This window comes from Gardnerella sp. DNF00747, from assembly GCF_049262675.1.
Lineage (GTDB): Bacteria > Actinomycetota > Actinomycetes > Actinomycetales > Bifidobacteriaceae > Bifidobacterium > Bifidobacterium swidsinskii.
The window spans coordinates 1,620,491-1,643,872 of record NZ_CP058394.1; the positions used below are offsets into that span (position 1 = coordinate 1,620,491).

At 41.7% G+C, this 23,382-nt stretch carries 18 protein-coding genes, 2 tRNA genes and 1 pseudogene; 9 read left to right on the forward strand and 12 right to left on the reverse strand.

Translation table 11 applies throughout. The annotated features are described in order from the left end of the window. Nucleotides 1-59: 59 nt before the first annotated feature. From HXT32_RS06540 to upp, 5 genes are all read left to right on the forward strand, one after another. The gene (locus HXT32_RS06540; RefSeq protein ID WP_422118961.1) at nucleotides 60-1,385 is read left to right on the forward strand and encodes an AAA family ATPase; all 1,326 of its coding nucleotides are present in this window, start codon (nucleotides 60-62) and stop codon (nucleotides 1,383-1,385) included. Between the two features lie 55 nt (nucleotides 1,386-1,440). After that, nucleotides 1,441-2,163: an RloB family protein gene (locus HXT32_RS06545; protein ID WP_422118962.1), complete on the forward strand. Its 723-nt coding sequence runs from the start codon at nucleotides 1,441-1,443 to the stop codon at nucleotides 2,161-2,163. 454 nt (nucleotides 2,164-2,617) lie between these two features. Further along, complete coding sequence (locus tag HXT32_RS06550) at nucleotides 2,618-3,814, forward strand: NUDIX hydrolase (RefSeq protein WP_422118963.1); 1,197 nt, start codon at nucleotides 2,618-2,620, stop codon at nucleotides 3,812-3,814. A gap of 46 nt (nucleotides 3,815-3,860) precedes the next feature. Further along, nucleotides 3,861-4,514, forward strand: coding sequence for a hypothetical protein (locus HXT32_RS06555; RefSeq protein ID WP_033888620.1), 654 nt, complete (start codon nucleotides 3,861-3,863; stop codon nucleotides 4,512-4,514). 318 nt (nucleotides 4,515-4,832) lie between these two features. Beyond that, nucleotides 4,833-5,471, forward strand: coding sequence for a uracil phosphoribosyltransferase (upp, locus tag HXT32_RS06560; protein WP_004136544.1), 639 nt, complete (start codon nucleotides 4,833-4,835; stop codon nucleotides 5,469-5,471). 145 nt (nucleotides 5,472-5,616) lie between these two features. On the opposite strand, the gene HXT32_RS06565 is transcribed toward upp, so the two are convergent. The 8 genes and pseudogenes from HXT32_RS06565 to ftsY form a co-directional block, all read right to left on the reverse strand. After that, the gene (locus tag HXT32_RS06565) at nucleotides 5,617-6,036 is read right to left on the reverse strand and encodes a type II toxin-antitoxin system HicB family antitoxin (RefSeq protein WP_012913716.1); all 420 of its coding nucleotides are present in this window, start codon (nucleotides 6,034-6,036) and stop codon (nucleotides 5,617-5,619) included. Continuing rightward, nucleotides 6,036-6,233, reverse strand: a complete 198-nt coding sequence (locus HXT32_RS06570; RefSeq protein WP_033888619.1) for a type II toxin-antitoxin system HicA family toxin — start codon at nucleotides 6,231-6,233, stop codon at nucleotides 6,036-6,038. The genes HXT32_RS06565 and HXT32_RS06570 overlap by 1 nt, the downstream gene beginning before the upstream one ends. An 80-nt stretch (nucleotides 6,234-6,313) precedes the next feature. Continuing rightward, nucleotides 6,314-7,108, reverse strand: coding sequence for a type 1 glutamine amidotransferase (locus tag HXT32_RS06575; protein WP_004110122.1), 795 nt, complete (start codon nucleotides 7,106-7,108; stop codon nucleotides 6,314-6,316). A 5-nt stretch (nucleotides 7,109-7,113) separates the two neighbouring features. Then, nucleotides 7,114-8,532, reverse strand: coding sequence for a Mur ligase family protein (locus tag HXT32_RS06580; RefSeq protein WP_004110124.1), 1,419 nt, complete (start codon nucleotides 8,530-8,532; stop codon nucleotides 7,114-7,116). A gap of 15 nt (nucleotides 8,533-8,547) precedes the next feature. Next, nucleotides 8,548-10,008, reverse strand: a complete 1,461-nt coding sequence (dnaB, locus tag HXT32_RS06585) for a replicative DNA helicase (protein WP_076002551.1) — start codon at nucleotides 10,006-10,008, stop codon at nucleotides 8,548-8,550. Nucleotides 10,009-10,073: 65 nt separating this feature from the next. Continuing rightward, a pseudogene (locus HXT32_RS06590) lies at nucleotides 10,074-11,436 on the reverse strand (MATE family efflux transporter). A 420-nt stretch (nucleotides 11,437-11,856) separates the two neighbouring features. Then, nucleotides 11,857-13,635, reverse strand: coding sequence for an ammonium transporter (locus HXT32_RS06595; RefSeq protein ID WP_012913714.1), 1,779 nt, complete (start codon nucleotides 13,633-13,635; stop codon nucleotides 11,857-11,859). A 162-nt stretch (nucleotides 13,636-13,797) separates the two neighbouring features. Beyond that, entirely contained in the window at nucleotides 13,798-14,979 is a 1,182-nt protein-coding gene (gene ftsY / locus HXT32_RS06600; RefSeq protein WP_422118964.1) for a signal recognition particle-docking protein FtsY, read from the reverse strand. 188 nt (nucleotides 14,980-15,167) lie between these two features. Between ftsY and HXT32_RS06605 the strand changes: the two genes are divergently transcribed. Together HXT32_RS06605 and HXT32_RS06610 are read left to right on the forward strand one after the other, a co-directional pair. Next, nucleotides 15,168-15,428 (forward strand): glutaredoxin domain-containing protein, encoded by a 261-nt coding sequence (locus tag HXT32_RS06605; protein ID WP_421788592.1) that lies wholly within the window; start codon nucleotides 15,168-15,170, stop codon nucleotides 15,426-15,428. A 71-nt stretch (nucleotides 15,429-15,499) separates the two neighbouring features. Then, nucleotides 15,500-15,572 (forward strand) — tRNA-Lys (locus HXT32_RS06610). Between the two features lie 152 nt (nucleotides 15,573-15,724). On the opposite strand, the gene HXT32_RS06615 is transcribed toward HXT32_RS06610, so the two are convergent. Together HXT32_RS06615 and HXT32_RS06620 are read right to left on the reverse strand one after the other, a co-directional pair. Continuing rightward, a complete protein-coding gene (locus tag HXT32_RS06615) occupies nucleotides 15,725-17,140 on the reverse strand; it encodes a DUF4032 domain-containing protein (protein WP_004110152.1) in 1,416 nt (471 codons plus the stop codon). A gap of 249 nt (nucleotides 17,141-17,389) precedes the next feature. After that, a complete protein-coding gene (locus HXT32_RS06620; RefSeq protein ID WP_004110155.1) occupies nucleotides 17,390-18,517 on the reverse strand; it encodes an ABC transporter ATP-binding protein in 1,128 nt (375 codons plus the stop codon). Between the two features lie 240 nt (nucleotides 18,518-18,757). On the opposite strand from HXT32_RS06620, the gene HXT32_RS06625 reads away from it, so the two are divergent. Further along, nucleotides 18,758-19,717 (forward strand): DsbA family protein, encoded by a 960-nt coding sequence (locus tag HXT32_RS06625; protein WP_103013756.1) that lies wholly within the window; start codon nucleotides 18,758-18,760, stop codon nucleotides 19,715-19,717. A 95-nt stretch (nucleotides 19,718-19,812) separates the two neighbouring features. Here HXT32_RS06625 and HXT32_RS06630 read toward each other — a convergent pair whose 3' ends face one another. Both HXT32_RS06630 and HXT32_RS06635 read right to left on the reverse strand, forming a co-directional pair. Beyond that, on the reverse strand, nucleotides 19,813-20,784 hold the full coding sequence (locus HXT32_RS06630; protein ID WP_103013755.1) for a DsbA family protein: 972 nt from the start codon (nucleotides 20,782-20,784) through the stop codon (nucleotides 19,813-19,815). Between the two features lie 132 nt (nucleotides 20,785-20,916). Continuing rightward, nucleotides 20,917-22,758 carry a serine/threonine-protein kinase gene (locus HXT32_RS06635; RefSeq protein ID WP_103013754.1) on the reverse strand — a complete coding sequence of 614 codons (1,842 nt, stop codon included), beginning with the start codon at nucleotides 22,756-22,758 and terminating at the stop codon, nucleotides 20,917-20,919. 164 nt (nucleotides 22,759-22,922) lie between these two features. On the opposite strand from HXT32_RS06635, the gene HXT32_RS06640 reads away from it, so the two are divergent. Next, nucleotides 22,923-22,999: transfer RNA gene (locus HXT32_RS06640), tRNA-Thr, on the forward strand. Nucleotides 23,000-23,382: the final 383 nt, after the last annotated feature.

The following is a 23,382-nucleotide window of genomic DNA, read 5'->3' on the forward strand; positions in this document are numbered from 1 at the left end:
ATCAGAAAAATTTTGATGCTACTTGTAAACAAACAGCAAACTGGACACTGGAGGCAACTATGTTGCTTAATTTTAGCGTAGAAAACGCACTAAGTTTTCGTCAATCGCAACAATTCAGCATGCAAAGAACCGTACATGCAAAAAACAGTTCGTGGCCTCATCCAGATGTATCAACTCTTGCAGCCATTTACGGAGGAAATGCCTCAGGGAAAACAAATCTGTTAAAATGCATAGCATTTCTAAAAAATTTTGTGGAAGGAAGCTTCAAAAGCGGTAACTCAAATTCAAAAATAAATGCACTTCCTTTTCTTTTGAACAAAGAGTCTGAAAATAAACCTTCAACATTCTTTATAGAATTTATTGCAAAAGATAACAACAGATATAAATATTGGTTCACTTTCAATAATAATTACATTATTGAAGAAGGACTATGGCTTTTCCGCTCTACAACAAACAGAAAAACTGTGCTGTTTGAACGAGAGCATGGCAAGCCAATGCGATTTGGCTCAAACCTAAAAACCATAGGGAAGACTGTAGAAAAAATTACAAGAGACAACGCATTATTTTTATCTGCAGCTGCAGCATCAGGAGTGCAAGCATTGCAAGCTGCATACGAAGAAATAACTTCTACACAGCAATGCAAAACAGTTGACTTTGATAGGTATTCCAATAATTTGATAAAAGTTTTACAAGAAAATCCAGATTTTGCATCCAACATTAGCAAGTTGCTAAAATATGCAGATTTAGGATTAAAAGGTGTAACAGTCCAATCCGAACAGCTAGATGCTAAACAATCAGAAAAACTAGCGAGACTCGCAAATCTTCTTAATGAACTTGACGGAGACAACAATAAACTTACAGATAACACTTCTGAAAACACTGAAAAATTGCAAAAATTCAGTGTTTCACGTTTAATGTTTACACATTCTGGTCAAAAAGATTGCCAACTTCCTGAAGATTTTGAATCTTTAGGAACTAAAACAGCATTATTGCTATTTGCTTTCGTTATAGATGCATTATCAAAACATTCCATACTTCTAATCGATGAAATCGACACAAGTCTAAGCATGCAATTCGTGTCTGAAATACTCAAGCTTTACAGTAATCCAGAAACGAATCCTAACCAATCGCAATTAATTTTTACTACTCACGATTTAAGTCTTATTAGTAATTCTGGAACCGACAAAACTATTCTCGACAGAGATCAAATTTGGTTTATAGAGAAAAACGCATTAGGTGAATCTTCATTACATCCACTTACAGAATGGGAAAAGCGCAGTGTTAACTTTGGTAAAAACTATCAACACAACATATACGCTTCAGCGCCACAACCGTCACTACATGATGTTTTTGCGGAAATACTTACAAATACTAACAGAAGCTAAAACACTACCAGTATTCAAAACAATATAAAACACTAGTACTCACGAGGAGCAGACTATGGTTCATGTTCCATCACACGGCCGTCCGAAAAAACAGTCGAAACGAAACAAAAGATTCCTTATTGTTTGCGGCGGCATAGTCACAGAGTTTGAGTATTTTAGCTATATAAAATCAGAGGTAAGTAAATATTGTGCTACATCATGGGATATTCATAAATCAATTAACATAGAAAAAGAGGGCGTAGACCCACTCACTTTAATGAATTATGCAATTAAACTTGAGAGATTGGACTGCAAAGAAGCAAAAAAAGAAAACTACGATCCGTTTACACTGGTATGGGTTGTAACAGACGTTGATGATTTTGGAGAGAAAATTCAGCAAGCTCAATCTAAGTCGGATTCAACTTTCGGGAAAGTAAAATTAGTAATTTCCAACCCTTGCTTCGAAGTATGGCTTATTGACCATATAAAAAGCTGTCCTCTTTCTTGTACAGAAACACAAGATTGCCAAAAAGAAGCAAAAGAACTTGGACTACTGCACAACACTACTGGGAATAAAAATAAGCATATTCAGTTAGAAAAACTAACTGGAAACTATAAAAATGCTTTTAAGAATGCAAAGCAGCATATGCGAACCGAACAGAGAGAAACTCGCAAAAATCACCCTTCAGTAACTCAAAAGTCAAACTACGCTCCTTGGACAGATGTGCCAGAAATAGTAGAAACAATATTGAATGAATGCAAACATGCTTCAGGAATAGATTTGTCAGAAAGATTGTGAATTAATAATGTAACTGTATACACATTCATTGCTGCTATTAACAGCAATGAACGCGGGGCGCGTGAAATTATAAAGAGGTTGTAAGTGATATGATAGCGCGATATTGGTGAGATATCACAGCCATAAATGGGGGGGTATCACAGTCACGGAAGTCAAAATGACTGTCATAAGTCGACACATCTCGGTCAAAATACATAAGATCACTGTCAAAATATAGCCAATCACGTTCAAAATCGAAAAAATGACAGTCATATATACGAAAATCACTGTTACGAACGAGAAAATGACAGTCACAACACTTTTATCACAGTCATGGCCATGATAAACGTAAGCAGCGCAAATATACAAAAATCAGCAACTAAATTGACTCTAACCAAATGAGCAAATAATCGAATTGCAATAAATAACCAAGCATAACTAAAATTTGCGAAAGAAAACCGCTAAAATAGTGAATATGAGTGCAGTAACGACGCAATACGTTGAAGCAGCTGGCGGAATTATTTATCGCAAGCGCAATACTACAAACAGCTCAAATGCAGATGAAGAGACAAAAACAGACAGCAATGCAATAAATCCAAACCATGCAAATAAGCCAATCAGCGCAATAAAGTCTAGCGACGACGATTTTGAGCTTTGCCTAGTCTACCGTCCTAAATATGACGATTGGAGCTGGCCAAAAGGAAAGAATGAGCCAAACGAATCGCATCGCCACACAGCCGTGCGCGAAGTTGGAGAAGAAACAGGATATTCAGTCACGCTAGGTCCACACATTGCCAAAATAGAGTATCCGCTTGAGCGCGAAGGCAAAAAGTCTTCCAAGAACAGCTCATCAAATAACAGCCAAAATCGCAATTCCCAGCCGGAAGTAATAAAGCGAATCCACTACTGGATGATGCGCTTAATCGACAAGCCAACTGCAGCAAAGCGTCTCCCTGCTTTCGGACCAATTAAGCCAGCAAAACCTACTGAAATTGGCAATGTTTTATGGCTTACTCCTTCTCAAGCGCGAAAAAAGCTTACGCACGATAGCGACCGTGAAGTGCTAGACGCTTTCTTAGAAAAGCTCCACGCAGGTAAAGCAGAATACAGCACGTTGCTTCTAGTGCGTCACGGAAAAGCTGAGTCTCGAAAAACTTGGCAAGGAAGCGAAGCGACTCGACCAATCACACCTCTTGGAGCAGCCGCATCATACGCTTTAGGTCGTGAGCTTGCCTGCTACGCGCCGAATAAGATCATATCGTCACCTTGGAAGCGTTGCGTTGAAACGGTTGCGGCTTTTGCACACGACTCTTCACTTTCTATAGAGCAGGTTGCGGAACTTACTGAAGACCATCACGAGAAACAACCAAAATCTACATTGTCTGTGCTTATAAACGAAATACAAAATCTTGAGTGCCACACACAAAATACAAGCGAAACTAGCAATGCAAGCACAACTAACAACGCAACCGTCATATGCTTGCACCGACCGGTTATTGGCACTTTCTTCGATTATTTGCGCGAAATAACAAAGCCTCGAGCACACAAGCGCATACTCAGTCAAAAATCTCCATATATGCCTACAGGAAGCGCAATAGTTTTGCATATAATTAATACCCCTAAAGGTGCTCGCATTATTGATATTGAAAAGGTTCTGCCAAGTGTCTACTAGTTTAAATTCACAATCGAGTTCTATTCATTCAAGCAGATCTGCTTTTATGCCAAGCCCTACAGGAGCTTCACGCCCAAGCCGACCTGCACAAATGGATCCTGCAATGCTCGCGCAGATTGAAGGCGGCACGGATCCGCAGGTTGTAAACGAAATTAGCCACACCTCCGCCGCTGTTTTACTTAACCGCGTTCATAAAACGCAGTCGCCGGAAATCGTTGAACGCGTGCTGAATTTAGTTGAAAATGAAGGCATTGAAGTTATTGCAGATTTGTGGAGTCACGCGGAGGCTGAGTCTCTTCCTGGAATGTTGTGGCGACTGTACTTACTGCGCATGTCTCTACGAAAGCAGCGCGAAGCTTACGCCGAGTACTGGAGTCTTGGCGAGCCTGAAACAACAAGCGCTTCAGCTATTACAGGAATTGACGACGCTCCTACCGGAGAAGATATTGCGCAACTTGCAGACTCTATTCTTTCTGGTGCTTTTACAGGCGATTTTGCCGTAGCTCTTTACCGCGCTTCAGCTTTTACTTCGATTATTGCGCGCGGAATGCGAGTTTACGCAAAAAAGTTAGATGAGCAAGCAAATACAATGCGCACGCAGAAAATTGCAAAAGTTTTGCACATATCCGCAAATATACACGCACTTTCGTTATCTTTTGCTCATGGAGCGAAATTATGGCGCGCAGGAAAATTGGAATAAATTATTTGCGATTAAAATTGTGCGGCGCGTGAAAATAGAAAACAAGGTATACTCAAAATGATGCTGGCTTGTGTTTAAGCCCCGGGCTCCATTTTTTGCCGCTGCGAGCGGCGTTTGCGCCGACAGGCGCTTTCGCAAGTCAGTATCGTTTCTGTTCTGAATCTTGAATTTTAAGTTTTAGTTTTAGTTTTAGTTTTTAGATTTTGCTAGCTAATTTTAGATAAAATATATATTTTTACTCACATTTGTTTATATTTTGCGCAAAAATAACGGCACGCCGATAGCTTAACATGCCATGCTTGCATTACCCTAGAAGGTATGGATCTTCATGTTTTACATCATCCGCTGGTGGACCACAAGCTCACCGTTTTGCGTGATAAGAATACACCTTCTAATATTTTCCGCGAGTTGGTTTCCGAATTGGTAACCCTCGAAGCATACGAAGCAACCCGTAATTTGGAAGTTAGCGATCGCGAGATTGAAACTCCTATTTGCAAGATGACTGGCAAGCATTTGAACCGCCCACGCCCAATGGTTGTGCCGGTTTTGCGCGCTGGTCTTGGCATGCTCGATGGCATGACTCGCCTTCTTCCAACCGCTGAGGTTGGATTCCTTGGCATGAAGCGCGACGAGCAGACGCTCGACATTGTCACTTATGCCAACCGTTTGCCAGAAGATTTGACCGGTCGTCAATGCTTCCTTCTTGACCCAATGCTTGCCACTGGTGGCACTCTTATTGCCGCTACGCATTATTTGGCTGAGCGCGGCGCTAAGGATGTTACTGCTATTAACATTTTGGCAGCCCCAGAAGGCTTAGAGCGCTTGGAGAAGGAACTTGATCCTTCCATCGATTTTAAGGTTGTTGTTTGCGCTGTTGACGAGCATTTGAACGACAAAGCTTATATCGTTCCAGGTCTTGGCGACGCTGGCGACCGCTTGTATGGTTTGATTGATTAATACACTCACCAAATCAAGCGAAAACTAGAATCAAAAACTACAAAATAGCCTGCTGATTTGCAACACTTTGCAAGTTCAGCAGGCTTTTGTGTTAATTGATTGCGCAATATTGCATTACAAATCAGATAATATAGCTCTAATATAACTAAGCTTTATTCACAGCTCCTTTAGCATATAAAGATTCTAAAGCATCGCGTAAAGTCCCACTGTAGCTGATGCCAGCTTTTTGCGCCCAAGTGTCAAGCCAAGCTGGAAGAGTAACATTTTTGCGAACTGACTGAGAACCGTATTTTGCAGCATAAGAATCCATATCAAGCGCAACCATAGATAACTTTGAATTAGGATTTTCTACAACAATATCATTAATATCGCTAGCTTTTGGCGCAGTCTTGCCACTTTCTAGTTCTGTAAGAACCCATCCGCTTGCTGCGTCTTCTGCCATAATCAAAGCATCTGCAAGATTACTACCGCCAGTTACACACCCTGGCAAATCAGGAACTTCTGCAACAAAACCCCCACTATTATCTTCGTATGGAGTAAGAATAACAGGATACGCTAATTTCATCATTTCACCTTTGTCTCACTAATTCCTGCCTGGCGCCAGATTGACTTAACAACCGATGGGTTAATATCACCTGGATGTTTAGGCACTGTGACTTTACCCGTTTTGGTTTTATGTACGAATTGGCAATGACTTCCACGCTGTGCAAAAAGTATCCATCCGTCTCTCTTAAGACGTTTTTCAATCTCTTTGTATCTCATAAAAAGATTATACACACTATGCGCATAGAATAAAATAATTGATCAAATTTTTACTAAATCATACATACGCCTATGCTCATTTACCGCGGACGAGTTACGGCCACTTTGCGAGCGCGCTCTGCTAATTCGTCTAGTTTCGCAAGCTCCGCGCGCTGGGCATCAGTTCGCTTGGGCGAAAATTCGCCGTAACGATTTTGTGCAGCGGTACGAATTAAAAAGTCAGCCAGACGCGGATTTTTCGGCAAAACTGAGCCGTGCATATACGTTCCAATAACATTGTATTTGCGCGCTCCTTCCGTGTGATCTTTGCCATTGTTACCGCAATTTTCACTATCAACCGAGCCAAGTGGCAGCGTGCCATCTTCCAAGCTTGTGCGCCCAGAATGGTTCTCGTATCCCACAATATCGCCAAAATCGGCACTATGCTCCACAAGATTTCCAATCATGCGCACGTCTTGACCAACCGTATGCTCGCCAAGTATTTCAATTCCTTTAAGCTTTTGACCATCAACGGTTTCAAAATACTCTCCAAAAAGCTGGTAAAGACCACAAATCATAAGCATTGGAACGCCATCTTTTGCAAGCCCACGAATCGCGTCTGCTCGCGCAAATAAATCTTCAGTGACTCTACTTTGACCATGATCTTGACCACCGCCACCAAGAATCATATCCACGTGTTCTGGCCATAAATCGCCAACATTGTACTCGCGTAGCACAGGCTCGTAGCCATACAATTCCGCTCGGCGCATAATTGTAAGCACATTCCCGTAGTCCCCGTAAATATTCATGTCTTTCGGGTACAACGACACAATATCTAGCACGCGATTTTCTTCAAAAGTAGCATTTGCTTTACTAATATCACTGGAACCATTCATGACAATTACTTCCCAACTCCAACGTCTTTAACTTCCGCAAGTTGTGCTAAAGCAGCGCGCACGCGAAGCATAGCAGTATACGTGCAATATATGCGCTTAGCATTTTTAGTATTGCCACTAAAATCGCCATTTACAAAAGCTTTAGCATCTTCTTCCAAATCCGTATTCACATTGCGAGCCTCAACCTTATCGTATTGCAACCGCAAAGCCATATCCCATGCGCGAGTGCCCGAAACACACGCAACTCCAGTGCCGCTAAAGCTTGCAAAATCAACGTCCCACAGCCAGCTCATATCTCTACCGTCAGCGTATTCGTCACAAATTGCAATCATGGTATCGTGATTTTGTGGATGGTCCGAAGCAATCGCAAGTCTAAAACCAATAGGATTCTTCACTAAAACAAGCTCAACAGGAGCGCCATTAACTTCAATTACTTCTCCTCTACCAAAAGCAGGAGTTACGTGCGAAATCGCTTCCATAAGCGCGTCGTCGTCGAATTTTTGCAGCGCAGAATTTTGTTTTGTAGCATCCGCTAATATAGCGCGAACTACTGTTGCAGCTGCAGCAGCGTTGAAAATGTTGTAAGCGCCGTCGAGTTTTACAGATGTGGTTTTACTCTTGCCATCAAGTATAAACTCGGCCTCATGGTCTCCAACTTTTGAAAGCACAACGTCTGCTTTAGGAAGATTGTTAGCCTTGCTTTCTGCAGTATCTTTGCAATTTTCGCTTTTTTCAGCAGTATTGTGCAAATCATCATCCGTTGGGAACATGCTTTTTACTGCGTCATCCAAACCAAAATACCGCACACAAGTCCCGGAAGGAACAACTTTTGCAAGCGCGCAAATACGTGAATCTTCGCGATTTAGCACTACCGTTCCTTCAGTTGCTGCAGCTACATTGCTTAATAGTTTTGCAGTTGTGTCAATTTCGCCGAATCGATCGAGCTGATCTCGCATAACATTTAGCAATAAAGAATAACGAGGCTTGATTTGATTTACAAAATGCACTGCGTACGCTTCGTCGAGCTCTAAAACTGCAATATCCGCATTTAATTTTGTGCCAAAAGCCGGCATTATTTTTGCAAGAGATGCCACTACTCCTCTAGTAAAGTTTGAACCGGTTGGATTAGTAAATACATTAAGCCCTGCGTCACGCAGCATAGAAGTTACCATACGCGTTGTGGTAGTTTTGCCATTAGTTCCGGAAATAAGAACTATTCCGTATGGCAATGATGCAAGAGTACGCGCTAGAAAGCCGGAATCAAGGCTCTCAATAACTTTCCCCGGCAATGCGCTTCCGCCATGATGTAGCACCCTAGAAAGAGCGCAAACAAGTTTACCAACAGCAGGCATTGCAAAACTGTACCAATGCTTATGCAAATTTTGACGCAACTTTTTATGCGATTCATGGTCGCGGCTTGACATACTAAATCACACCCCTTACTGCTGGTAGTCTTGCGGCATATCCATGAACTTGGAAGTTGCACCCAAGAAGGCAAGATTAAACGTGTCAGTAGGGCCGTTACGATGCTTTGCCATAATAATATCTGCTTCGCCTGGGCGATCTTCCTTATTGTAAAAATCAGGGCGATGCACTAGGAACACAACGTCAGCATCCTGCTCAATAGAACCAGATTCGCGCAAATCTGAAAGCTGTGGTTTCTTGTCGTTTCGCATTTCCGGCCCTCGGTTAAGCTGGCTCAATGCCACAACTGGCACTTCAAGCTCTTTTGCAAGCAACTTAAGCGCACGTGAGAATTCCGAAACTTCCTGCTGTCGGCTTTCCACGCGCTTGCCGGAACTCATCAGCTGAAGGTAATCAATAACTACCAGTTTCAGATCATTAGTTTGCTTCAAACGACGGCATTTTGCGCGAATTTCCATCAAGCTCATATTTGGACTGTCATCAATAAAAAGCGGAGCGTTTTGCATTTTTGTCCAAAAAGTATTAAGAGTATTCCAACGATCCGGAGTAATATCTTCCGCTCTTCGCATAGCAGCAAGCGGAATATTAGTTTCTGCAGCAATAATGCGCTGAGCCAATTCCACTTTGCTCATTTCTAGAGAGAACACAATAGACGTCATATTGTGGTGCAGTGCTGCTGAACGAGCGAAATCAATGCCAAGTGTTGACTTACCCATAGCCGGACGACCAGCAACAACAATCATTTGACCAGGCTGCAAACCTTGAGTAACTTCGTCAATATCTCTAAATCCAGTCGGCACACCTTGCTCAAGTTCATGATTTTGCATTTTATCGAGCTGATCAAGAGTATTTTGCAAAACTGGGCCAATAGCAACGTAATCTTGACGCACTTTGCCGGCACTCATCTCATACACTTCTGATTGCGCAAGATTTACAATATCTTCTGCTTGCGCTCCGGAAGCAGAATAGCCCATTTGCGCAATTTTTGTGCCAGCAGTAATAACGTTACGAAGAACAGCATTTTGGTGCACAATATCTGCGTAGTACATTGCGTTTGCGGCTGTTGGCACAGAAGCTACTAGGCTGTGCAAATAGTCAGCTCCGCCAACTTTATCGAGATTTCCATCTTTCATTAATTCGTTAGCTACAAGCACAACGTCAACAGGCTGTGAGCCAGCGAAAAGCGTAAGAATAGCATCATAAATTGTTTGGTGCTGCGGTAAATAAAAATCTGATGTTTCAAGCAATTGAGACACTTCGCCAATAGCATCTTTGCTCATAAGCATTCCGCCAAGCACAGCCATTTCTGCATCGACATCGTGAGGAGGCACACGATCAAACAACGTAGCACCTACTTCAGCACCACGATTTGCAACGCCAGAACCATATGCAGAGACGTCACCATTGCCACCACGATTGCTCCCTACGCGGATAACATTGCCTTTAGTAGATTGCCACATATCATTATCTGCCATAAAAACGAGTATAAACGCGCGCACGTATTATGAAAAAACGTAAATGTATTAACACAAAACTTTATTTACATTTTTAGCGCAGAGTCCATCCACGTATCATTTCTTATGCGCAAACTATTGCCTATTGCACGCCCCCCCAATATAAACAGCATTTAAAACAACCCATAAAGTAATAGTTCTTACCACGTCATTAGCGTCGACGACGACATCGAAAACGCTTGTGAGCGCCAAAAATGTTAAATACACAGCAGCCATTACTGAGCAAGCTTTTGCTAAGTAACGGTGATCGCCTGCGCCAATTAATACGCCATCTAGTGCCCACATCCATCCAGCAAGAGGCAAGAACAATCCTAATATTGTCATACCTACAGAAATTAAAAACTGGATATCTGTATGCTGACTAAATAGTGGCGCGCAACTCCAACCCACGAAAATCATGAATAAACCGACTCCTACGCTGCTTACAGCTCCCACTTGAGCACAAATACGCGTAATCATTCCTGCGCGCTTACGACAGCCTGCACCTAGCGCTGCAGCAACAATAGTCTGCGCAGCAATACCAATTGCATCTAAAATATTCATAACAAAATTCCAACAAGAGTTAGCAACCTGATATGCGGCGAGAGTATTAGTACCGAGATGAGTCGCAGTAACAACCGTAGCTACCATGCACACGCGCAATGCAAGTGTACGAACAAACAAAGGCATACCAGTTCCAGCAGAATGTAGAATATGCTGGAAATGCGGTTTGAGACGCGCACCACTTTGAGTAGCCCAAATAACTGCAGGAATAGTGAGAACAAGTCCCATGTACCATTGCGCAATCATTGTTGCAATACCAGAACCAGCGATTCCCATATTGAGACCAAATACTGCGATTACATCGAGAATGGTATTTAGAACAGCTCCACTTACAGCAGCAAATAATGTTATGCGCACGTTGCAAAGACCGCGAAATATGCCATTTGCTGCATACACGAGCAACATCGCAGGCAATCCAGGCATAACCATTTGTGTGTAAACAATAGCATTTTGCAACGTAGAGCCGCGCGCGCCTATTGCGTAACATAACGGTTCAGCGGCGAAAATAAGTATGACTGTAAGAATTATGCCAAGCAATAATGCAAGCCACAACCCATCCATACCAATGCTAAAACCTTCTCGACGCTTACCTGCGCCTAAAAGACGCGCAACCTGTGAAGTTGTATTGTAAGCCAAAAATAAGCAGAGACCTGTAGTAGTAAGAAGTACCGTTGATCCAATAGAAAGACCCGCTAGAGCACTTTTGCCAATATGGCCAATAATAGCAGTGTCAATGAGTACAAATGCCGGCTCAGATATGAGCTGTCCAAAAGTCGGTACAGCTAGTAGCCAAATATTGCGCAGTACGTCTTTTTTGTTCTGGTTGTCCAACTTTTGATTTGTCATAATGCTTCATTCTACTGCTACTTTGTCACGCTTGCATAAAAGAAAATTGCAATATGCTAACAAATTTTATGCAAAAGCAATTGCGAGTGAAGTAACACAAATATACGTAAATCGCAAATAAAAATATTATTTTAAAAAGTTATCCGCAGGATATCCACAATATTATCCCCACTATGTGGATAAATTTGTGCGATATCCACGTAGACACGCCTAAAATGTGGATAACTTATCTTTTTTATCCACATCAAGCAATTCGTGCGTGTCATATGAATAACTTATTCACTAAAAATAAGTTATTCATTAAAAAACTTGATTTTAAATTAGCAAAAATAGCAAAACCGCATATCTTAGATAAGACATGCGGTTTATACCAACATAATTCGAACTTGCTGCTAAATCATAACGCTTACGCACATGCGTCTATTCTTTAGCACTATTATTTCGTTTTTCTGTTTTTTTATTCTTTTGCGATGATTCATCTTTTTTTACAGTTTCAAACTCTTCTTCAGAAGAAGACTCTTTTTGCTCAACTTCAGATTTAGAATCAACCTCAGAATCGCCTTGCTCAGGATTTGCCTCAGATTGATTAACCATAAAATCAGATTGTTCAACCTCGTTTTCACCCATATCAATATCAACAGAAGTAAGAACAGCCATTTGAGTTTTATTTGCATCATCATCTGCAACAGCAACTACAGCGCCATCATGACTTTGTGCAATAGAAGAAAAATCGTAAGCACGCTCTCCTTGATCAACCAAATCAACGCCCTTACGTTCCTTAGCTTCCGAAATACGCCATCCAAAAAGCTTTTCAAGAACAAAAGCTAATACTGCAGTTACAGCACCTGCATAAAGCACCGTAATCCCAATTAAGCACAGTTGTGCAACTAACTGATGCCAATCACCAACAGCAAGTAATCCAGAACCATCAGCAAATAAGCCTACTGCAAGCACACCAATAAGCGCAGCAACACCATTCACGCTAACTACATGCAAGGCACCATCGTAGCGCACAAAAGTACGAGAGTGAGTCACTAGAGAAGTAATAACACCAGAAAGAACACCCAAAACTAAAGCCCACAATGGAGCAATAACATCCGCGGCTGCAGCACTTGCAGCCAATCCAGCCATAACACCAGACGCAGCTCCCAAAGCAGTAAAGCATCCAGAGTGTAAACGTTCAGTCACACCCCAGGCAAGCATTGAAGCAGAAGCAGTTATTGTGGAACTCACCCAAGCATAACCTGCAACTCCAGGAACGCCTGCAGAAGAACCAATCATTAACCCAAGCCAACCGAACCAAATCAAGAAAACGCCAAGCATAACGAAAGGAACATTATGCGGATGGCGAGCAGCAACACCATTTTCAACGGCTGACTGCGTTGCAGTGGATTCAGCAGCAACCTCAGTCACTGTAGCAACTGGAGAGACAACAGTCTCACTAGCAGCATTTTTAGCATGCTCAACATCAGCCCACAATGCGCGCGATAAACGACTTTTAGGATTACGCGAATTAGTAGCTCCAGAATTAGCATTGCCACTCGTATGCGCAACATTCTTAATATGCAAAACAAAACGCTTAAGAGGGAAGTGAGCATGTCCGCCAATAATCATAACAATTGCAAAAGCCGAAACAGCCGCAGCAATATGCAATATAGAGCCACCTGCGAAGTCATGCACTGAAATACCTAACGCCTGTGAAATAGCACCATTAGGCGAAAGCAATCCACCACCGCACACCATATGTGCTAATGGAGCGAATACTAAAGTAATCCACACAGCTACGAAAATAAGCCAAATAGCGTAACGCACTCGACCGGCTAGAGCTCCAGTAATAAGCGCTACTGCAACAACAGCACATGCTAAACGAAAAGCTGCAGGAATGCCGCCAGATAATCCGGAATTTGCGTCCATAGACGTAAACACACCATGATCTGCCACCATCGAATCACGGAATAGCAAACCACTCAATGGATCACCTATAACACCACCAGCCATATCTTTGCCAGCAAAAGCTAACGACCATCCCCACAGCGTCCAAACCAGTGTGGTTACAGCAATAGCGCCAGCTGAAAGCATCATCATATTCACCATGGAAGTAGCGCGTTCACGGCCTCCATAGAACAGGGCAATACCCGGCGTAATAATAAACACCAACGCGCCAGCCAACAATGCCCATTGCGGATCCATTGTGGTCATTTTTCACCTCAATTATTTGAAACAGCGCAACAATAACATCATTGCAGCTTAAGTATTACTTTATATAACTATTGTACCGAGAAACTCTTATAGCCAAAACTCATAAAGACTTTAGTGGAACATTAAAAACTACCACTCATGCAACTACATCAATGCTCAGCATTAAGCGAGCAAACCGTCTACGAAGCTTTGAGCATCAAACGGCACTAAATCATCTGGTCCTTCGCCAAGACCTACTAGCTTAACCGGTACACCAAGTTCATGCTGTACAGCTATAACAATTCCACCTTTAGCGGAACCATCAAGCTTAGTAAGGACTACGCCCGTAATGCCAATAGCTTCAGCAAATACTTTTGCTTGAGACATGCCATTTTGACCAGTAGTAGCATCCAATACCAGCAATACTTCATCAACAGGCATAGTTTTTTCTATAACCCTACGAATTTTGCCAAGCTCTTCCATTAAATTTGCTTTATTCTGCAAACGACCAGCAGTATCTACAATCAATAAATCAGTTTGCTCTTCTTTTGCCTTATTCGCAGCAATAAAAGCAACAGAAGCAGGATCAGCACCATCTTTATTTGCACGAACAACTGGCACGCTTACTGCAGACGCCCAAGTTTCAAGTTGATCAGCTGCAGCCGCACGAAAAGTATCTGCTGCAGCAAACATTACTGAACGTTTTTTGGCAATAAACAATCGCGCTAATTTACCAGCAGTAGTGGTTTTACCGGTGCCATTAACGCCGACCATCATAATAACGCTAGGATGATGCGCATTTGATTTATCTACATTTAAGCGTCGATCAGCGTCTTCATCTACTATTTTCAATAGTTTTGTACGCAATGCTGAATGCACATCTTCTGAATTAGAGGTACCAGCAATGCGTGCATCTTTGCGTAGATCTTCTACTAATTCTTCACTAGCTCGAGAACCAACATCGGCCATAAGAAGAGTATCTTCTACATCTTCCCAATCTTCTTCCGAAAGATGGTCCTTGCTTATGATATTAAACAATGCACGACCAAATGGATTTGCACTATGAGCCAAACGTTCACGAAGACGTTTAATACGCGAAGAAGTACTTTCTGGCAATAATTCAGACTTTACTTCTTCATTAGGTACAATAGCGACGTTACTTTCTATCTGTTTTTCAGATTTTTTTGTTCCACGCGCTTTAGTTTTGCTTGTATCGATTGCACTATCAACGCTTTCAGGAATTACTGGTCCATGACTATTGCTGTGAATGCGCAAAATCACTGCAACTGTTACTAATAAGATGACAATAACAACAGCCGCAGCCGCAAACCAAATTAGCATGTTCATATCCATAACCATATTCATGACATCAAGACTATGAAAGTCAAGGGACACTAGCAATATATTTCACTATTTTTTCTCATCTTTGTTACACTTCAACGTCAATATGCTTAGGTACACCTGCATCTATTACACTAGTAAAAGTAGTAATAAATAGTACGAGCTATTTATTACGCAAAATTTGAATTCACAAAATCATTGAGGAGGATTTTATGTCAGATCAGCCTACCGTAAATGTATACGGTGCAGATTGGTGTGGAGATTGCAAACGTGCGAAAGCTGCGCTAATCCAGTATGGTGTGGCATTCGTTTGGCACGATATTGAAACAGAAGAGGATGCTGAAGAAAAAGCGATTGAAATTAGCAATCAAAAGCATATTCCAGTTGTTACTTTTGCAGATAATACTTTTATGGTTGAGCCATCAGCAACACAAATAAAAGCAAAACTTGAGTCACTCGGAATACTGCAATAAATATATGTAACACGCATAAGTTAACACGATATTCACTTCGTCGATTGAATGTAGTATACTTAGCATTTGTTGCCCCTTTAGCTCAATTGGCAGAGCAGAGTCCTTTTAAGTCTTGGGTTGTGGGTTCGAGTCCCACAGGGGGCACTTTTTTATACCCAAATTTAGGGTAAGCGAGTAAACTGCAATAAAAAAAAACGGGGAGTTGAACTCCCCGACGAAAAATTCACTTAAAATCAAAGACGGCAATCAATGCCGTACTTATTGAGAATTAGCTAATTACTTATATAACACAATACTCAACTTGCCCAAACACTAGCATCTTGATCATCTTCATCTATATCGTGACCTACAGGTGCTGGAGAAGAATACGTGTATTCATCATCCACAACGCCAGAATCAGCATCTGCATTAATAGCAGCAAGAACATGCTTATCCATTTTGTACTGAGGAAGCACATTTTTAATATAGCTTGTCACAGCATCTTGCATAGCAACGTCATGGCCAACTTTTTCTGCCATAAACCAACGATGATCCAACACTTCATGGAAGAACTGAGCTGGTTCAATTTGCGAACGGAATTCAGGAGGTATCATACGAACTGTTGGCTCGAAAATTTCACGCATCCAATCAGTTGCGACGATTTCCAGCTCTTCACCTTGACGCCATGTAGAAGTGCGATATGCATCCAAATCGTTTAGCAGCCTTCGAGCCTGATTCTCTTGAACATCCAATCCAGTAAGACGAAGAAGCTTGCGGGAAGCATAGCCAGCATCCACAACTCGAGGTCGAACCAAAACCCTTCGACCATCTTCTGAAGTCTTCATCTCCAACTCATCAACATCGAAACCAAGCTCATTTAGACGATTAACACGACGTTCAATTCGCCACATCTCATCAGGACTGAACTTATCAACGTCAGTAAGCGTACTCCAAAGCGAATGATAGCGATCTACTAGACGATTGCCTATACTGATTTCATCTACTTCTGTCGGTAAAAGCTGACCGGAGCTCAAATCCATAAGCTCACCAATAATGTTGGTTCGAGCTAAATCGATATCGTATTCTCGTTGACCTTCTGTTAAACTTCCATGCAAATCACCAGTTTCTGCGTCAACTAGGAATGCAGAAAAAGCATCTGCATCTCGCAAAAACAGCACGTTGGAAAGCGATACATCGCCCCAATAGAAGCCAGAAAGATGCAAGCGCACCATAAGAACAGCAAGCGCATCGATAAGGCGCTCTGCAGTATCCGGACGCAACGTACGAGCAAATAATGCACGATATGGTAGTGAGAACTTCAAATGTTTCGTAACTAACATTGCCTCAAGCTTTTCACCATTAGCGTCATGGCGTCCTGCAACAACAGCTATAGGAGTAACTGTAGGCAACTCAAGTTTACGAAGCCTACGCAAAAGCTCATACTCACGTTCTGCAACTTGACGAGTAATTTCCTTCATTGCATACACTTCATCGCCAACGTGAACAAATCGCACAACGTGGCGAGAAATACCACGCGGCAAATTCACGAATAAATCAGCAGGCCATTGAGAAAGTGGTAATTCCCAAGGCAGTGTAAACATTTTTGGATTTGAACTAGCCGCAGTAATCTTCAGTGCCTGCGGCTCTTGAGAAGACGCATTCTCGTCCTGTGCAGATACCGAAGTTGCTTGCACAGCACGCGGGTCTAATTGAGGAGCGTCATTCCATTCCATAAAGTTTATTTACCAATCAAGCTCATGCCAACGATATCACTGCATTCCAGATAAACACAGCTCAACCACCGACGAATTATTGATAACAACTATATATAATAAGCGATGCATTGTAATGATGTATTATTGTACACTTATTATGCTGCTTTTTTGTGCCAAAAACGGGGTTCGCGTCATATTGCGAACCCCGCTCTATACCTTATACCGAAAGTTTGCTCATTAGCTTATATAAGCAGGCAAACCAACGTTTTAGTTCAAACGCAACTCCGTAGAAGGTGCGAACAGATGCATCTTAGATGGATCAATCTTGATCTTCACGGTGTCGCCAACCTTTGGAAGAGCACGTGGGTTCACGCGAATAGTCGTGAGCTTATTTTGATCAGACATCATAGTAGATGCTTCCTCAGGAGAACCATCGGTGATGATATTGCCATAGATATAGCCATCAGAACCGAGATCTTCCACGTTCATTACCTTCAAGGAGAACGCATTTGGATCATCGGATGTTGCCAAGCTTGCATCTTCTGGACGGAAGCCAACAATAATCTGTCCGTTATCTTCTGCAGTGAGCTTGTCAACAGCCTCAGCTGGAAGAAGTATAGAATCCTCACCAATCTGAGCTCGACCGTTTACAACTGGATGCTGATTGATATTCATAGATGGTGAACCAATGAAGCCTGCAACGAATACGTTTGCAGGGCGGTCATAAAGCTCAGTAGGAGCTCCAACCTGCTGCAATACGCCAAGCTTAATCACTGCAATGCGATCGCCCATGGTCAAAGCTTCGGTCTGATCGTGGGTAACGTACAGAGTAGTAACACCAAGCTGACGCTGCAAAGCAGCAATCTGAGTACGAGTCTGAACGCGGAGCTTAGCGTCGAGGTTGGAAAGAGGCTCATCCATGAGGAAGACTTTTGGTTCACGAACAATTGCGCGACCCATAGCAACACGCTGACGCTGACCACCAGACAAAGCCTTCGGCTTACGATCCAAATACTCTGTCAAATCCAACACTTCTGCAGCTTTTTCAACACGCTTGCGGATTTCTTCCTTAGGAACACCAGCAATCTTCAAAGCAAAGCCCATGTTATCAGCAACTGTCATATGCGGATACAGTGCATAATTCTGGAAGACCATTGCAATATCGCGATCCTTTGGCTGCATTGTAGTAACATCCTGACCACCGATGAGGATACGTCCTTTGTTAACCTCTTCAAGACCTGCCAACATACGCAAAGTAGTTGACTTACCGCAACCAGATGGACCAACGAGTACGAGGAACTCACCATCTTTAATAGTCATGTTCAAGTCATCAACCGAAGGCTTATCGTTGCCCGGGTATATACGAGTCACATGATCAAATACAACTTCTGCCATGATATGTCCTTTCATCGGCAGGTACGTGCCGAACGATCCGTAGTGAAGGGTGTGCACTCATGACCCCAATTCCTACATCGGCGGGTATCAATCGTCCACAGTTTACTTACCTGGTCCATTGAAGGTTCTCTTCGTTGAGCCATGCCTTAATATATCATGTTTATCTTAGAAAAACAGCAAAAAATCAGTATTTTGCATAAACTCGGCGTGTCGAGTAAGGCGCACAAAAGGAGAATAACTATGGATCAACAACAAGAAACAACAAATAATGAAATGCAAAAATCAAATACCCCTTATAGTAAAAGCTTAATTGGCATCGTAATAGCACTAATTATTCTTGCATTCGCTGCAGGAGCTGGGTTTATGACTTATTACAATTCAATCAATAAACCACAAGTAAAAATTGAAAATCCAACAACCAATAAGCCAGATACACAAACTGAGGATACAGCAGACTCCCAAATAACCAAAGAGATTAAAAAACTGCCTTCTTCTGACATCCCACCAGCATCTAATTTACAAGGCGGAATTCTTCTTAGCAAAGATGGGTACGGCAAGCAAGCTGCTGGTGCTCCTACAGTTGCCACTTATTTTGATCCTTTGTGCCCTGGTTGCGGATCCTTTAATCGTACTGTTGATGAAACTTTAATTAAAATGGTTGAAGCAGGTCAAATTAACCTAGAACTTCACCCAATGTCATTCTTAAATCGTTTTAGCTCAGATCAATATTCTTATCGCGTCTCAGGCGGTATTGCCTATATCGCTTCGCACGACAACGATCCAAAGCATTTGCTTAAGTTCATCAATAGTATTTTTAGCGAAAGATTCCAGCCAGAAGAAGGCGACGGATACCAAGCAACACCAAATAAAGCTCTTATTGATTTAGCTGAAGATGCTGGAGTTGCAGATAAGATTGCGAATGAAGCATTTAACCTACACTATGTTAAGTGGCAAGAAGTTATTAATGAGAATACTCCAGAAGAAAAAGCTTTATGGAATGTTTCTGGCTCTAATAAAGGCGCTATGACAACTCCAACAGTAACAATTAACGGTAAGCTAGTAGATCTCAATGCAGCTTCTGAAAAGCAAATGGATCCTTTGGAAGCTATATTAAAGTCTTTGGGAATCGATAAAAAATATGTTGGCAAATCTGGTCATATGCCGAAAGTTACGTATAAGAGTAAGCCGCTTGAATTATAAATAAAATTAAGTAATCTCTATACTAAAACGGACGTTAAGAATACACTTAACGTCCGTTTTTATTTAATAATTTAGATTTCTATAATTTAGCTTATTTACAATGCAATAGGGGAACTAGTGTCAGACACTTTAGGCATCTGACCTGCAACTCCAACTTGTTTTTTATCCAGGCCGATGCAATGAAGCAGAGCATCAAGCACCTTCATTTTTTTCTCATTAATGGCATTCATATCAAGCAATTTATCGTTAATAGTTACAGTCGGCGTTGTCATAGATCCTTTATTTGGACCGCTGACATTCCACAATTCCTTACGATCAGGAGTGTATTTATTAACTAGCAGCTGCCACTTCAAATATTGGCGGTTAAAAGCTTTACTTGCAATTTCGTTTGGAATTCCAGATTTCTTAGCCAGTTTAATCAACTCTTTATTGCTTACAGGCTTATATCCCTCGCTTTCTTCCGGCTGGAATTTTTCGTTAAAAATGCCATTGATAAACTGAAGCAAATGCTTTGGATTGTTATCATATGAAGCGATATAAGCAATAGCACTAGAAACACGAGTCGAGTAATGGTCAGTAGAAAGTCCATCCAAGAATGACATTGGGTGAAGTTCTAGGTTAATTTGACCTGCTTCAACCATTTTAATTAAAGTTTCATCAACAGTACGATTAAAGGATCCACAACCAGGGCACAAAGGATCAAAATAAGTGGCAACTGTAGGAGCACCAGCAGCTTGCTTGCCGTACCCATCCTTGCTAAAAAGAATGCCATTCTTAGAATTAACACCGCTTGGACGAATACTTGGATCAATATTATCCAAATTATGATTAGATTTTGCAGATTGCTCTATTTTTTTCTGAGGCTGAACGTAAGCTGCCTGATACGCAGTAATGCCTACAGCAGCCAACATAGCCGCAACAATAATTACTACAATAACGCCGATAATTGCTTGCTGACGACGCTCACGCGCCGCACGCGCTGCACGTTCGCGATTTTCTATAGTTCTTTGTAGGCGAGTAGCAGATGAATCTCCCTGCTTATTATCACGCATCTGAATTTTAGGCATTGTTATCCTTCAACCATTTATTTCGCACACTAAGACTCGTTCCTAGCAGCATTCTTGCTAATGAAATAATAACTTCACCACAGTTTAGTAGATGGCATCAACGGAAAATACACATTACGTATCATACTATTTTTATTTTTCAAATGATTTTCCAGAATAAAATAACGCACCTAATCCTAAACGGAATTTTGTAGTCCACTTAACTGCAGCAAAAACAACCCATGCAACAATAAATCCTAGAGCATATCCAACTGCAGTACTTGAAAAAATATTAGGTGAGTAAGTTGGTAAAAGAATACGCAAGGATCCAACATCTATAGAAAGTAATTCAGGATTATTACCGCAGAAAAATGGATATATAACAGCTCCAATACCTCCAGAAACAACAATAGCTATAACTCGTGGAAGCATGTAAACAAATCCTCGAATAATATGCCACGGTAAAGTTGCAATAAGCACTACAGAATCATGGCGAGGAATTATTCCATCGTTAAGTTGCCATCTTCGCAAGCTTGATGAAATACTGTAGCCGGATGTTGCACTAATCCACATAAAAACCATCGCAAAACCAATAGAATCGAGAATGCTTAAGCAAGCAATGGCTAAATGAAGAATTATACAAATCAGCAGTATCCATGTTCCTCTACGCGCATAATCATGTTTATTAAGAGCAGGATCAACAGAAGACACTTCATCACTTTTAACGTGTAGAGAATCACCTGCTTCATTTTCAATATTGCCATTATCAAAAGTGTTATCAGAAGAACGAATAAGTTTTGAAGATTGTGCAATGCGTGAATTGTTTGAATTGTCGTCCTGTATATTCTGAAAATCTACATCGTTTAACGCATTAATTCGTGTTTTTTCATCCACACAAAATGTTTTATCGTCTTCACTATTATCTAATGAATGTGGCATAACAGTAGTAGAACGAACAGTTACGGTTGGCATTTCTCCATCAGAATTAAGATTTGTTATGCCAGCTGTACCAGCTGCATCGCAGGTACGAGAATTTGTTAGTATAGCAGTTTTTTCTTTTGTTTCACGACTTGTTTCACACCACATTTTACGCATAGTTATGTTAGTGGCATTACGGTCAAAAGGGCGGTTCGCCTCCGGCCAGGCTAAAGGATCCATAGCATCTTGACTAATTGCATTTTCTAAATCAGATGGCATGCAACGCTGCTCTCGAATCGGATTCAAAGCCTTACGAAAAGCAGCCATTGTTCTAGGAGGTAACCCAGTTAAATCTGCATTGCCTGAGGCAGCACGCTCCAAAACCGCCATCATAGGCTTTGTGCCAAAAACAGGCTTACCGGTAGCCGCAAATGCAAGCACAGCAGCAACAGACCACCAATCTGTAAGTTCATCTGAATCTCCGCCTTCAATAATTTCTGGAGCAATAAAACCAGGAGTGCCCATCACTAATCCCGTGCGAGTAACATGGCTTTCACCTTCGCCCATCGCAATCCCAAAATCTACCAATACAGGTCCAGTAGCAGAAATCATTACATTAGTTGGTTTAATATCGCGATGAACAATACCGGCTTCATGAACTGCTTTAACAGCTTCAATAAGCTTATGCGCAAGACGCTCCAAATCATCTGCAATATAAGGTCCATTCTCATCCACGTCTTCGCGCAAATTATGTCCTTCAATCAACTCTGTCACAATAAAAGCGATTGAAGCATCTAATTCCATATCCACTATCGCGCAAACACCTGGATGATGAATCCTCTGCAAAGCCAAAGCTTCACGTTTTAAACGTATTCGAGCACGTTCCTGCTCAGAATCTTCATCTTCACTCTGTTTTGCATGAACAGAAGCACGTAATATTTTCATAGCATATTGATTGCCGCCATCGTCATTAACGCGCCAAACTGACCCCATTGCGCCGCCGCCAAGCCTAGAAATAAGCGTGTATCCGCCTACATTAGTCCCTGGTTGCAAATCGAACATGCTTGTATCTTCCATACTGCATTATGTTAATGCCTTATATTGCCAAATACGCAAATATAAACAACAAAAAACACGCCGTTTCTATATTCAACATCGCCGTAATTTTGTAATGACGTGGCATATGGTACACTAATCAATTGTTCTACTTAGCATGATTCGTCATGCTAACGAGAAACTTCGCCTCCTTAGCTCAGATGGCCAGAGCGGCCGCCTTGTAAGCGGCAGGTCGCCGGTTCGATCCCGGCAGGAGGCTCCATTTTTATTCCACTCGTTTCGCGAGTATTTCTTATTTTCCATTCACATATTCCAGAACTATAGTTTTGTTATCTTTCGTATCACATATAATGACGTGAAATGATTAAAGCAGAGGGGATAGTGGCTAATTAACTATTCAAAAATAGAAAAGATTTTTATTTTTCATATACAGTGCCAAATTATGGCGTATTATGAAAATAACAAATCTATATCTGTGCACATGATCATCTTTATAACAAAACTTTTCGCGAGTAAGAACTCGGGAACCTTCCCCCAACTCAGGGTTTCCGAGGTGAGAGTGGAGCGTCCCCCAACCAGCTCCACCTCATAGGGGGCGGGAATATCCCCTTCTCTCCCGCCCCCACTTTTATTTTGTTTTGCACT